Genomic DNA, 14,064 nt, shown 5'->3' with positions numbered 1-14,064 from the left:
TACCGCTAACGGGAGTTATTTAAGATGTGAAACCTGTAGATTTATTGCTTATGAGTCGTTGAATGCAGCTATAATGAGTGTCAAATCATCATCAGTGCGTTGTGTAATCCGCTCTGAGCGTAAAAATTTTACCAACTGCTCCTTTGCTTGTGTCTTATTCTCAGTATTGGCTACGAATTCAAACAGTGGAAAAAAGAATGGTTTGTGAGGTTCGCCAACAACCATATTCAAAGCCAGCATTTGGAGTCCGTCAGTAATTATACCAACGTTTACTATGTCTGTGCGCCATAATCTCATTTGCACTGTATCTAAGGCATTAGGCGAAGTCAAAAAAGTGGTTTCATTGATGTATTCGCCGCTATCAGGCATAGTCAGTGCCAGAAGGTTGCCCATCCCATCTTTTGCCACTGCCAAACCATCACCTATCTGTGCCACAGCTACAACTTCTGGCGTGGCGACCATCATAATTAAAGTTGTTGCTAAATCTTGAGGCTGTTTGTCACAAGTAGCCGCCTCATCCTCCACAGCTTTTTTAGCAACTAGTATGGCATCATTTAAAAGCGATCGCACATAGGCATCATCAGTCAAAATTTTTCGAGTGAGTCCAATGCTTGAAATGTTTTCTATTGCTGTCTCCACAGCAACCATCGCTCCAACTTTCCCAAGGCTAGCAGAACCCGCCCCATCTGCTGCGGCCGCCACTAAAACATTATCTGACAATATCTGCCAATGATGAGCATCCTGACATAACTGGTTGTTTTTTAAGTGACTTGTACCACATACAGACGCAGCCACAATCCGCCATTGAGCAATCTGTTTTGATATGTTCATAGATTTTTTTCTAACAGCTAGCTGTGTAAACATCAAGCTGTGATCTTTAATTAAACAGTCCCCCAACCAATCGGCGGTAGTGCTACCTGTTCGTCCACCTGCGAATGGGAAACAGCTGACATACTAGTTGACAGCCAGACAAACATCTCGATAAAATTTAATCCTTTGAGCTTCAAGGGGGTACGCACAGTTATTTGATTTAAACGCGTCATATTCGCATTTTCTACACCCACTGTAAAAAATGCTACACGCTTACTTGCCTCATCTCCCTGTAAGCGCTGGGCTGCTTGCTCTACCACATGATCTAACTCGCCTTGCGGTTCTCCATCGGTAATCATGAATACCCAAGGACGATAGTAAGCAATACCATTGGCACGATACTGAGATTTACGCTCTTGAATTATGTCTAAAGCTTTATGAATTCCTGCACCCATCGTAGTCAAGCCCTGTGCTGTCAAAATGGGCGGATTGAATTGATCGGCAGTCACAAAGTCTTGTACTACATTGATATTACTATCAAAAGTTATGATCGCCACTTCCACCCGTCTTGCAGCTAAGGTATTTTTGACTAATTCATCCTTTAAACTTAGTAAACCCTGATTTAAAGCCTCAATCGGATCTCCTTGCATTGAGCCAGAGGTGTCTAGCAAGAGCACACAAGGACAACGTGGTTCTGGGTTCTCAGCAAATTCTACTACTTCATCAAGTCTTAATGTATCATGCATAACTTTTTGTGTTATGTTAAAGTCCAATGCCTTATTTCCTTTTTCTCTGAGTATATAATTTCAGTCACCGAGGCGTCTACAGGCTATAGTATCTAGTGGTAGATGCTCTAATCTTTATTAAACAAATTATTTTCATGAAGTTCACTATATATTTAATAATAACTTGAGTACAGCTTAGTTTAGCAAAAAGGAGTTTATCAAAACCTAGTATTACCTGTTTTAATGTATCTACCAAAAATTTATATCCCTTAAACCTACAGTACAATAAATACGTAAACTTTCCTAGATAATTTTTTAAAGATTTTATGTAGGAAAATTGTTCCTTTATAGGAAAGTGATTAACCATAATTAAGATTGTTAGTTTTAGAAGTATAGCAGTGTAACTGTGGGAACTTTGAATCAAATTTGCCTCCTTAAGTGAGTGGGCATAAATAAACGTGATTATTAAGGTCTTCAGGCAAGAATTGTCAATAGTGAGTAAAGCCCAGAAGTAACCAACATCTATTGATAATCGAGCTATGATAAGTATTTACCTTTATTCATACCCACCTATTTGTTTTTTCAGATGTAAAACGTACAAAATTTAACAAATAGATTAAAAAAATTATAATTTTTAATAATATCTATACAGATTTTAAAAGAAATAATTTGTACGTAGAGAAATCTTACAAAGAAGAGAATACTTCATAGCTGATATTTTCAATCTACAAATGTTCAGTTGTTAATTCCGCAAAAAAAGTTGAAAAATATGAATAATTCAGGTGCATTCACCAAACTACGTCCTTTAAGTTTGTTAAGACAGTTATCCAATTGTTCCGACAGTACTTGTTTACAAGCATTGAGTAACTCAGTTTCTTGGTCAATTTACTTAGAACAGGGCAAAATAACCTATGCTACCCATTCAGTGGAACCCTTTGATCGATTAGAACGTCATTTGCGTCGCCTTAGCCACCAAATTCCACTACTTACCAGTGAGGTTCATGTTCAATTACGTCTGATGTTTGAACCTGACTCACACAGTCAGTTAATCAAACATGATAGCAATTCAAGAAGCCACCCTCCTGAGTATCAGGCTATATCCTGGCTTGTTAGTCAACAACATCTACATTCTACACAAGCAGGAGTGCTGATTCAAGAATTAGTTAAAGAGGTGGTTGAATCATTTTTACTAATTAAAGAAGGTACTTATGAATTAACAGAGCCACTTAATAAAATGACAAAAATTTGCAGGCTAGATGTAGAAAAAATTCTCGAATCTTGCCAAGTAAGATTACAGAATTGGCAGGCTTTTGTTCCCCAAATTTCTTCTCCATATCAACGTCCATATCTGTTGATTAATAGCAAACTTGAGGAAAAAGATTTACCAAATCTCCAGCCAGATTTAATTAATTGGATGAAGGGTTTCAGCCTGTGTCATCTAGCTGCAATTTTGAATCAAGATGAAATCCAACTGGCTCGCAATTTATACCCTTACGTAGTTAAGGGCGGGATTATTTTGCACGAACCTGATCCACCATTTGATAAATTACCAAAGATATTTGAAGAGCGATGTTTACAACGGGCTACGCCTACGCTTTTCTCAAAATTAATTACAGAATTAGTTGATACCAAAGAAAAACCAAGTAGCACCGTCAACTTTTACCTAGATATTTCTGAAGAGAATATAGTTCCTGTTGAACGATTACCACAGATTTTTACTCCTCCTAAAGAAAACTTTCAGGAACCAACAATATCAAATAACATAAATCTTGCTTCCCAAAGAGTAACGGCTGCTACTGTAACGGCACAAAAAGTCCACAAAATTGTTTCTGTAGATGATAGCCCTACAATTCTCAAAGAAATTAGCTATTTCTTAGAAGATGAAAATTTTTCTGTAGTCACTATCAACGATCCACTAAAAGCTGTTTTGTCAATTATAAGGCACAAACCGGACTTAATTTTGCTGGATTTAAACATGGTAGGAATCGATGGTTACGAGTTGTGTCGGATTATACGAAATAATTCAATTTTTAAGAATACTCCCATCATTTTTGTCACTGGGAGTAAAGGAATTGTAGATAAAGTAAAAGCGAAACTGGTAGGAGCATCTGGATATCTCACCAAACCATTTACTCGTGCCGAATTACTAAAAATAGTCTTTATGCATTTGACTTAAATCAGCCACAAAATCTAACGACTTTGAGTTAGTGAGGATAAATTAATGTGGCTACAGTTTTAGTTGTTGAAGATGCTCCTTCTCAGTTGGAGTTAATCAATAGTTTTTTAAGAGACAGTGGACACACGGTAATTAAAGCTTATAATGCCAAAGATGGGATGAGTAATGATCGCCAAGTTGCTTTGCTGGGTGCTGTCCGGCAAAAGATACTCTCAGGGATTCGTGACGCTAACCAATACAATCGGCTAAAAAATTATCTCCATGCATTTCCCAATCTGGAGTTAAATATGGAAGACTATAAACGTTGGTTCTGAGTTTTATAACACTTGCCAAAGCAATGGTATTCAAGGTACAAACACAGATTTCCTCATTTGTTCTACAGCCGTTTGGGGAAATTACAAAATAATAGCCACAGATAACGATTTTAAGAATTCCAGTCAGCATCTTCCCATAACATTGTTTCAATACTAGGTCTACGCTACTTAACCCTGCACTCAAGTTAGAGATTAAAATCTCAGGCGATCGCAAAAGATGTAAAGATAAAGATAAAAAAGTGATATTGTTCCGCCAGTCTAACGTAGTAGGATTGTTCAAGTGAAAGGGTAAGCCTTACGGGACGAGTAGCCATCGATCGCTAGTAAGCACCCTAAAATGAGAACAAAAGACGATTCCTAAAATAATCACACTCCATGCGTATTTCTCTAAATTGGCTGCGCGAACTAGTAGAGATAAAACTTAGTCCAGAAGAATTAGCCGAAACCCTGACAATGGCAGGGTTTGAGGTAGAAGAGATTGAAGACCGCCGCACTTGGGCAAATGGCGTGGTTATCGGGAAAGTGCTTGAGCGTCAACCCCATCCCAACGCTGATAAATTGAGTGTTTGCCAAGTCGATATCGGTGCAGATGAGATTTTAAATATTGTCTGTGGTGCTGCCAATGTCAAGGCAGATATCTATGTGCCAGTGGCAACTACAGGTACTTACTTACCCAACATCGATTTAAAAATTAAACCTGCAAAACTGCGTGGTGTCGCATCTCAGGGCATGATTTGTTCTTTAAAGGAACTCGGTTTGCCCACTGATGTTGACGGAATTCATATTTTTACCCAAGAAAATTTACCATTGGGTAGTGATGTGCGTCCGTTGTTGGGTCTAAATGATGTAATTTTAGACCTCACCGCAACTGCAAATCGCGCTGATGCTCTGAGTATGGTAGGTGTGGCAAGGGAAGTAGCAGCTTTGACGGGTGGAAAGTTGAGCATTCCTGAACCTGGTGAAGTATCTATTAACAAAAGTACAGAAAACTTAGCTTTAAAAATCGCCGACACCCAAGCTTGTCCTGCATACATTGGTACGGTAATTGAACAGGTCAAAATTGCTCTATCTCCCGAATGGTTGCAACAGCGTTTACGGGCTGCTGGGGTACGTCCCATAAGTAATGTCGTGGATATTACTAACTATGTTTTGTTGGAATGGGGACAACCACTGCACGCCTTTGACTGCGAACGCCTACAATCTTTTGCAGGTGACAAAAATTTAACAATTGGCGTTCGCTTTGCCACTGCTGGAGAATCCCTCAAAACCCTGGATGGACAAACTCGCACCCTATCAACCCAAAATTTGTTAATTACTGCTAACGAAAAACCCGTTGCATTGGCGGGAGTCATGGGCGGTGGAGAAACGGAAGTTTATGAAGGGACTCAAAGTTTAGTTTTAGAAGCAGCTTTATTTGATTCTGTGGCAATTCGCCGTTCTTCTCGGAGTGCAGGGTTAAGAAGTGAGGCTTCTGGGAGATATGAACGGGGAGTTAACCGGGCTGAGTTAGAAGTAGCTAATCGCCGCGCCTTATCCTTAATTAGCGAATTAGCTAGTGGAATTCTTGTCCACCAAGAAATTGCCGACACCCGCCCTGAACCCTCTACCTGGCGTCGTTCCATCGCACTGCGTTTAGACCGAGTTAATCAGATACTGGGGCCAATCGAATTGGGAGAGGACACAGGAGAACTCCAAAAACAAGATGTTGAGCGCATCTTGACTGCATTGGGATGTCAGTTGACTCCTTTAGACGATGTCCCAAGAGAAGATAGTACGCATCAACCTACATGGTCAGTTTCTGTCCCACCCTATCGTTACCGCGACTTAGAGCGGGAAATAGATTTAATTGAAGAAATTGCCCGTCTCTATGGCTACAACAAATTTTGTGATACCCTACCAGAAAAAGCGGAAGCTGGTTATCTGCCTTTAGATCAGGAACTGATTCGCAAGTTACGAGCTTTCCTGCGGGCTGAAGGGTTGACAGAATTAATCCACTATTCTTTAGTAAAACCAGGAGAAGACAGAAAGATAGTCCTGTCAAACCCTTTATTTGTCGAATATTCAGCGCTGCGAACCGATTTGATATCTGGGTTAATTGATGCCTTTCAATACAATTTAGAGCAGGGTAATGGTGCCCTTAACGGCTTTGAAATCGGGCAAGTTTTCTGGCGAGAAGAAGACGGTTTGCAAGAAACAGAAGCCCTTGGGGGGATTGTAGGAGGCGATATTTCTGTTGGCAAATGGTCAAAAAGTGGACGCGAACAACCCATCACCTGGTTTGAAGCCAAAGGCATTTTAGAAAGTGTATTTTGGCAACTTGCCTTGCAAATCGAATTTCAACCCGATCGCCAGGACGATCGCTTACATCCAGGACGCACCGCTTCCCTGTGGATTCGGGGTAACAGGCTAGGTATTTTTGGGCAACTCCATCCCCAATTGCGACGAGAAAAAGGCTTACCAGATTCCGTTTACGTTTTCCAGTTGGATCTAGATGTGCTTTTAGATTCTCTACAACAAGATGAAATGCTCGTTCCAACATTCCAGCCCTATTCTACCTATCCAGCTAGCGATCGCGATATCGCCTTTTTCGCACCCATGAAAATCTCAGTTGCCGAAATTCAAAAAGTAATTACCAAAGCAGGTAAAGATTTACTTGAATCGGTGGAATTATTTGATGAATATCGGGGCGAAAATGTCAGCGAAGGACAGCGAAGTTTAGCATTTCGCTTAGTTTATCGAGCTAGCGATCGCACTCTTACTGAGGCTGAAGTTGAACCAGTACACAATAAAGTCCGTGAAGCCTTGGTGGAAAAATTCGGCGTCAACCTGAGAAGTTAGGAGTAGAGACGTGATTAATCGCGTCTGTACAGGAGTTAGGAGTAGGGACGCGATTAATCGCGTCTGTACAGGAGTTAGGAGTTTTTTGGTCTAGTTCCCAGGTTCAACCTGGGAATACTCTACTTGAGGCTCTGCCTCAAATTCTTCTGTAAAGACTAGCCAAAAATTTTCAACTCTAGATCGGGGCAGATTATGAACACGCTGGAAATAACTCAACAAATTCAGCAGACGCAATCACAGATGTCTCTCACACTTGATAGTCCTAAATCAGTCAAACTCCAGGTTAAGCAAATTTCTCTATTACAAAAGCAACTTAGAGCGATCAAAAAGGAGGTTAATGGAAATATACGTAATATTAATCAGGAAGCAAGTCAATCTGGTATAGATAGTGTTGTGTCGGTTGGCTTGGACATTTTTGGGAAATACAAGTGGGCTGGAAGGTTGAGGGCAGAAACTCGACGTGCAATTGAACGAGAAAAGAAATTCTCTTGTCAGCTATACCTTGAAATCAAAGAAGCAATTGACAATCTCATTTTAGAAGGAGATCGACTCAAGCTCTTGGCAGAGCAATATCTTATTAACCAGTAGGAGTAACAAGGAATTATGCCTAAATATGTAGTCTGGGGAAGTTACTGCGAAGATGTTATCGAAAAACGTGCCCCCCACCGTCAAGCTCATTTAGACGGATTAGCAAAACAGAAAGAATCCGGTGTGCTGATTACTATTGGCCCCACCAAAGATGTTACGAAAGTTTTTGGAATTTACGAAGCTGAAGATGAAACCACCGTGCACCAGTTGATTGAAAATGACCCCTACTGGAAAAATGGCATTTGGACTGAATATTCTGTCAAAGAGTGGATTCAGGCTTTTTGAATTGGGCATTGGGCATGGGGGATGAGTCTTTGATACTCGTGAATGAGTCTTTTATACTCGCTTACGAGTCTTTTATACTCGCTTACGAGTCTTTGATACTCGCCGACGAGTCTTTGATACTCGTGAACGAGTCTTTGATACTCGTGAATGAGTCTTTGATACTCGTGAATGAGTCTTTGATACTTGCTGACGAGTCTTTTACACTCGCCGATGAGTCTTTTATACTCGCTGACGAGTCTTTTATACTCGTGAATGAGTCTTTTATACTCGCCGATGAGTCTTTGAACTCCACTTCTTTGCCCCCTTGCTCGCTCTGCTTTGCTACTTTTCCCCCACTCCCCACTCCCAGCGTATGAAAATTTGGCAGGCTGATTTTTATCGTCGTCCCTTACAAGATGCATCTGGACAAATTTTATGGGAGTTGTTGATTTGTGACGCAACTCGCAGCTTTAAGTATGAAGCCACCTGTCTCCAATCAGCAGCAAATTCTAATTGGGTTGCTGCTCAACTTGAATTGGCCGCTGGTGAAAAATTGCCAGATGCGATTCAGGTGTTTCGTCCTCAGTCTCTGAGTTTAATTGAGGCGGCGGGACGCAATTTAAGTATAAATATCGAACCTACCCGCCACACTTTGGCACTGAAGCAGTGGTTAGAAGAAAAGCAATATCCCTCAGTGCTGGATAAACCACCTCCAGCCCCATTACCAGAAAACCTCTGGGGAGAACAATGGCGTTTTGCGACTCTAGCTGCTAGTGATGTAGAAACCAGATTTAGCGATCGCCCCATTCCCATTTTGCACATCCCAGAATTTCTCAAACCGATCAATTTGGGTTTAGCGTCAACAGTCCCTGTTCCTGGGGTGGTAATTTATGGTGGACGGCAATCAATGCACCTAGCACGGTGGTTGCAGCAAGCCTGTTCTGTAGCATTGAACTACATATCTGGCGCACCGGATGGCTTAATATTAGAAGCTGGCTTGGTGGATAGGTGGATTGTTGCCACTTTTGAAGATCCAGAAGTTACAACAGCAGCCCAAGCATTTGAACAACGCAAACAGCAAAGCCGAGGATTGCATTTTTTGTTAGTGCAACCAGATGATTCCGGGATGACTTTTAGCGGCTTTTGGTTATTACGGACAGAAGATTGATATTGATTGCCAAAAATATTTGTCCGCTTGATTTCTATAGCTAAAAAAATAGACAAATTTAATATATTACGTATGCTTACTTATCTTTACAAAAAATATCTCTTTAAAAAACTACGAGGCTAACTTACGCAGTTCCTCAACAGTTCTCTGATAATTTGGATTCAGTATAGTAACCTGCATTCCGCACGTGCGATAGCGTATCCGCCCTTTCCGGTGGCGATCGCAGTTTCACTAAGGTTCCTTCTCAATACCTACACTCAAACAACCGACACGCGGTTTTGGTTTAGACTCCCCTGAAGCTTCCATGTTCTATCACCTTACAGCAGCGCCCAACTAACTGTAATGGAGCTCAAATAGAACTTAACTAACAATTCTCGCACGCGCAAGTCCATTAATCGAGTACGCCACGGCGTAAATAGAGCAACCATTTAAAATCCCTAAAAAACCCATTCCATAATACTTTTGACTTTTGACCCTTCTCTACCAGAGGCTGCACCTTAAGCGTTGGCGCAGCCTCTGGTAGAGAAGCTATGCCGCAGGCTTTACGACTGCGCTCAGGGTCAAGGCTGAGCGAAGCCTTGACTTTTGACTTCTGCTTTGCGGTGCTAGTCTGGGCTATGGGTTTTTTGTCATTGCTATTTTGGCAGGTATGGGATTAGGTGTGTCAGGTCAATATAATAGAAGGCAGTGCGATCGCCTACAGTGGGCGGGTACGCCATTGCACTACTACATGCACCCTATACAAAAAGAGTTTGATTCTCAGTTTACCTAACTAGATAATTTAAATTCTATAGTTTGCTCACTGATAGCCCTATCTTTTAGATAGCGATATGCTTTTTTATGAGTCAAGTAGCCAAAAGCCAAAATAAACTTAAAGATTTTGTGGAGTCACCACTAATGCAATCAACAAACAAATTGCCGCGATGGTTAACTATAGGATTGGCATTTCCTATTGCCATTCTTAATGGTTGGCTATTGCTCCAGGTTGTGCAGTATTTTCAACCCTTGGTCAGCATTATTGCTGCCGCCATCCTACTGGCTTTTGTATTGAACTATCCAATCCAGTTTCTCCAGGAACAAGGGGTAAAACGCAACCTAGCGATCGCAGGAGTGTTACTTTTGACTGTGGTGGTTTTAGTGGGTTTAGGCATCACTTTGGTTCCCCTGATTATCCAACAGATCAACGAGCTAGCTAATATTTTGCCCAGTTGGATTGATTCTGGGACTCAGCAGCTGCAAGCTTTCCAGGATTGGGCGTTAAGTCAACAACAGCTTCCGATTAATTTAAGTGGTTTATTTACCCAAGTTCTCGACCGATTATCTAACCAACTTCAGTCCTTCACTGGTAGAATTCTCGGTTTTGCTGTCGATACCATTGGTATTGTCCTCAACGTGCTGCTGGCAGTAGTGCTAACTATTTACCTAATATTGAACGGCGAACGTCTTTGGGACGGAATTTTTCAGTGGTTTTCCCCTAACATTGGGTCAAAAGTACGGGAATTACTGCGAGAGGATTTTCACAATTACTTCATTGGTCAAGCAACATTGGGGGCTGTGTTAGGGGTGACAATTACACTGGCGTTTTTGACGCTGCAAGTTCCCTTGGCTCTACTTTTTGGCATCGGTATTGGTTTGTTTTCTCTCTTCCCCTTTGGTACAGGGGTAGGTATCGCCATAGTAAGTTTGTTGGTGGCGTTGCAAAACTTTTGGCTAGGAGTTGAAGTCTTAGGTGTAGCTGTTGCGATCGACCAAGTTAATTCTAATTTTGTTGCACCTCGAATTCTTGGTAATTTGACTGGCTTAAATCCTGTGTGGGTGGTGATTTCTTTGTTGTTGGGGGCAAAGTTGGGAGGAGTGCTAGGTTTGTTAATTGCGATCCCTATTGCCAGTTTTATCAAGGATATAACAGATAGCTGGCGGGCTGGAGAGTTTAAAAAGCTAGATGATATCGTGTCAGAACCTGTAAAAGTCATTACTGAGAGAGCAGGAACTTATAGTTAAAATTCAATCTATAAGTGAAGGAAAACTGACAAAGTTGACTATTTATAAAAATGTCTATCCTTGACTTATTGCTTGTTTTTTCACTAAAATTTTACAGCTTTTTTTCTGAACTTGTTAAGAATTAAGTTGAACTGGAATTTTAATAATAAACTCAGTCCCTTCGCCAAAAGTCGATATGCATTGCAACTGACCGCCGTGTTTTTCCACAACAATTTGATAGCTGATAGATAGACCTAATCCAGTTCCTTTCCCAACGGGTTTAGTGGTGAAAAAGGGATCGAACAATCGCTTTTGTAAACTCTCTGGAACTCCTGGGCCATTATCGGAAATGCGAATAATTACTTGCTTGTCATCAGTGAGATTAGTCCGAATGCAAATTTTTCCTTTATCCCTTACCAATGACGGATGACTAATGACTAATGACTCTTCTATAGCATCAATAGCATTCGCCAAAATATTCATAAATACCTGATTGAGTAATCCAGCATAGCACTCAACTTTAGGAAAATCACTGTATTCTTTAATTATATTTATGCTTTCACCGATTTGATGATTTTGGAGACGACTTTGTAAAATTACCAGGGTGCTATCAATACCTTCATGGATATCAACTAATTTTTTCTCAGATTCATCGAGACGAGAAAAATTTCGTAAGGAAAGAATGATTTGCTCGATTCGCTTAGTGCCAACCTCCATAGAGGTGAGAAGACAGGGGAGATCCACAGTTAAAAAATCCAGTTCAATTTGTGCGATCGCAGTTTTAATTTCAGCTTTTGGTTCGGGATAACATTGTTGGTACAATCTAATAAGATTAAGTAGATTTTGACTATATTCGATGGCGTGGACAAGGTTCCCAGCAATAAAGTTGACAGGGTTATTGATTTCGTGTGCAATACCAGCAACAAGTTGTCCTAAGGCAGCCATTTTTTCATTCTGGATTAATCGCGTATAGTTCTGTTGAAGATCACGAAAGCCTGCTTTAGCGACTCTAGATTGCTCCTCTACCTGTTGTAGTTCAACAAGTGTTAAGACATGAATTTGGGAGTAGGCTAAGAGTAATTGATGAAAATCAACGAGCTTATATTTTCCAGACGTAGTTTTAACTAAAATCGGCTCATAAGCAATTTCAGGTGGTTGTTGCAAAGTTGCCTGAGTGGCATTTATAATGCGCGTATCCTCAGAAAATGTTAATATATCTGGCTGGAAAAACTTGTAAAGAATTTTAATCGGTCTTATAGCAAATAGTGCCAAACTATAGGTCTGGCTCATATGCTCAAAAAATTTCCGCCGCGAAATCATCCCCACATATTGTTGATTATTATTGAGGATAATTCCTGGCAATAAAGGCTCTTGTTTAAAAAGCATAGCTAAATCATTGCCTGGACGCTCTACTTCGATGTGAACTTGCCAAAAGGGTAATTCTTGCAAAGTTGACTCTAATCGCAAGTTCAACTCATTAGCCTTTGTTATGCCACCCATAGTTAGCATACTCTCAAGGCTTGACTGCTGAGGTAATATTTCTGGTAACATCATGAATACCTGTCTCTATAATTTCAAAGTTCATCAATTGTTACAAACTTATCTTTCCCAGATTGTTACCGAAAGTTCACAGTATAGATGTGGGAATATAGAGTACTTCAGCGAATTCAATGCTTTTCTGACTGCGTAGACGTTTAGCGGCTTGTCGTTAGACATCGCTTCTTCACGATCATGTTTTAAACATAGAATAAAAAAACTCTGAGCGAGCAGCAAATAAAGAATGAAGTATGATTTTGAATCAATTATTTATTGTTTTTAATGGGTTACTATAAACTATATTAGCTGTGCTCAAAACAAAGATTAAACTTTAACTTTTTTCAAGGAAATAAGTTATCAAATACTTAATTGTTTTGAGGTCATGAGTTTAAGCAGAGTTTAATCAGAGGTAAAGCTCAGATGGTAATTAAATTATATTAATTAAAATTACAAAATAATTATAGAGATTTTATTAACCCTTAGATAACTCAATCTTTAATTGTTGCGATAACAGAATGTGCTAAACACTTATCCTGTAATCCTTCTTCAGCTTGCCATTATTTAGCATGGAATCTAATCACTCATTGAAGCTAAACCGCCGCCAGTTTTTGCTCCGTTCAACTATCACAGCAGGTGGAATTATTGCCACAAATTTTTTATCAAAATCTCAAGTTTTTGCCCAAGCACCTGCTATTATCACCTCAGATAAAATGCGTCCTGCTATACCTTATGGGGTAGCAAGCGGAATATCGTGGCAACTATATTTACAATTTGCTGGATGAAAACATCAAGCGTTTCAACGCCGAAGTTCCGATATTGGCACAGTGGGACGACCACGAAACAAGGAACAATTGGTATCCTGGGCAAATTATCCTGAACGATGACCGTTATACAGTTAAGGATGTTAACTTGCTATCCCAAAGAGCAAGGCAAGCATTTTTGGAATATCTGCCTATTGGATATACAACCAATGAGCCAGACAAAGCGAAAATTTATCGCTCCTTCAAGCATGGCCCATTATTAGATATTTTCATGATGGATGAGCGCACCTATCGGGGGCCAAATAGCCCTAATAATCAGCCAGTACTAAGTAAAGACACAGCATTTGCGGGCACAACACAAATACAATGGTTAAAAAGGCAATTGCTGTTATCAAAAGCAACATGGAAAGTGATTGCTAGTGATATGCCTTTGGGACTGATAGTTAGAGATGGTACCACAGACTTTGAAGCTTGGGCTAACGGAGACGGACCGGCTTTAGGAAGAGAACTAGAACTCGCCGATTTACTACGATTTATCAAAAACAAGAATATCCAGAATGTTGTTTGGTTAACTGCTGATGTACATTATGCAGCAGCCCACTATTACAACCCCGCCAAAGCGCAGTTTACAGACTTCAAGCCTTTTTGGGAGTTTGTCGCCGGGCCTCTTAACTCTGGCACATTTGGCCCTAACCAATTGGAAAATACCTTTGGCCCGCAATTGATATTTCAAAGCCTTCCTCCAGGGACGAAAGCAAATCGACCTCCAAGTGAAGGTTTGCAATTCTTTGGAGGAGTGAAAATTGATGCTTATAGAACCCATTTGATATCTTTTAGGCGAACAAGTAGAATCGACACGAACAGGTGAATTCAAACAGGTAAGGAGTGAAAATGGGGTATTCAA

The 14,064-nt window shown here is 40.4% G+C and carries 12 protein-coding genes; 9 read left to right on the top strand and 3 right to left on the bottom strand.

Annotated elements, in window-relative coordinates:
- Positions 1-48: 48 nt before the first annotated feature.
- Both V7K48_RS30905 and V7K48_RS30900 read right to left on the bottom strand, forming a co-directional pair.
- Complete coding sequence (locus V7K48_RS30905; protein WP_335078515.1) at positions 49-831, bottom strand: PP2C family serine/threonine-protein phosphatase; 783 nt, start codon at positions 829-831, stop codon at positions 49-51.
- Between the two features lie 50 nt (positions 832-881).
- Positions 882-1,556, bottom strand: coding sequence for a vWA domain-containing protein (locus V7K48_RS30900; protein ID WP_334974220.1), 675 nt, complete (start codon positions 1,554-1,556; stop codon positions 882-884).
- Positions 1,557-2,304: 748 nt separating this feature from the next.
- Between V7K48_RS30900 and V7K48_RS30895 the strand changes: the two genes are divergently transcribed.
- From V7K48_RS30895 to V7K48_RS30865, 7 genes are all read left to right on the top strand, one after another.
- The gene (locus tag V7K48_RS30895; protein ID WP_335078513.1) at positions 2,305-3,711 is read left to right on the top strand and encodes a response regulator; all 1,407 of its coding nucleotides are present in this window, start codon (positions 2,305-2,307) and stop codon (positions 3,709-3,711) included.
- Between the two features lie 47 nt (positions 3,712-3,758).
- Positions 3,759-4,025, top strand: coding sequence for a hypothetical protein (locus V7K48_RS30890; protein WP_335078511.1), 267 nt, complete (start codon positions 3,759-3,761; stop codon positions 4,023-4,025).
- Between the two features lie 375 nt (positions 4,026-4,400).
- A complete protein-coding gene (gene pheT, locus V7K48_RS30885; RefSeq protein ID WP_335078509.1) occupies positions 4,401-6,863 on the top strand; it encodes a phenylalanine--tRNA ligase subunit beta in 2,463 nt (820 codons plus the stop codon).
- Positions 6,864-7,055: 192 nt separating this feature from the next.
- Positions 7,056-7,451, top strand: a complete 396-nt coding sequence (locus tag V7K48_RS30880) for a hypothetical protein (RefSeq protein WP_335078507.1) — start codon at positions 7,056-7,058, stop codon at positions 7,449-7,451.
- Positions 7,452-7,466: 15 nt separating this feature from the next.
- On the top strand, positions 7,467-7,736 hold the full coding sequence (locus tag V7K48_RS30875; protein ID WP_335078505.1) for a YciI family protein: 270 nt from the start codon (positions 7,467-7,469) through the stop codon (positions 7,734-7,736).
- Between the two features lie 352 nt (positions 7,737-8,088).
- Entirely contained in the window at positions 8,089-8,883 is a 795-nt protein-coding gene (locus tag V7K48_RS30870; RefSeq protein ID WP_335078503.1) for a Tab2/Atab2 family RNA-binding protein, read from the top strand.
- A gap of 897 nt (positions 8,884-9,780) precedes the next feature.
- Positions 9,781-10,884: an AI-2E family transporter gene (locus V7K48_RS30865; RefSeq protein WP_335078501.1), complete on the top strand. Its 1,104-nt coding sequence runs from the start codon at positions 9,781-9,783 to the stop codon at positions 10,882-10,884.
- A 114-nt stretch (positions 10,885-10,998) separates the two neighbouring features.
- Here the strand turns inward: V7K48_RS30865 and V7K48_RS30860 are convergent, their stop codons facing one another.
- Positions 10,999-12,372, bottom strand: a complete 1,374-nt coding sequence (locus tag V7K48_RS30860) for a sensor histidine kinase (RefSeq protein ID WP_442949498.1) — start codon at positions 12,370-12,372, stop codon at positions 10,999-11,001.
- 593 nt (positions 12,373-12,965) lie between these two features.
- Here V7K48_RS30860 and V7K48_RS35265 point away from each other — a divergent pair.
- Both V7K48_RS35265 and V7K48_RS30855 read left to right on the top strand, forming a co-directional pair.
- Positions 12,966-13,181 (top strand): hypothetical protein, encoded by a 216-nt coding sequence (locus V7K48_RS35265; RefSeq protein WP_442949496.1) that lies wholly within the window; start codon positions 12,966-12,968, stop codon positions 13,179-13,181.
- Positions 13,171-14,028 (top strand): alkaline phosphatase D family protein, encoded by an 858-nt coding sequence (locus V7K48_RS30855; protein WP_442949495.1) that lies wholly within the window; start codon positions 13,171-13,173, stop codon positions 14,026-14,028. Before V7K48_RS35265 ends, V7K48_RS30855 begins: the two co-directional genes overlap by 11 nt.
- Positions 14,029-14,064 lie beyond the last annotated feature (36 nt).

Origin of the sequence: Nostoc sp. (assembly GCF_036919615.1) — a bacterium.
In the GTDB taxonomy this organism is placed as follows: Bacteria; Cyanobacteriota; Cyanobacteriia; order Cyanobacteriales; family Nostocaceae; genus Nostoc.
This window is presented reverse-complemented; position numbering and strand designations above follow the sequence as displayed.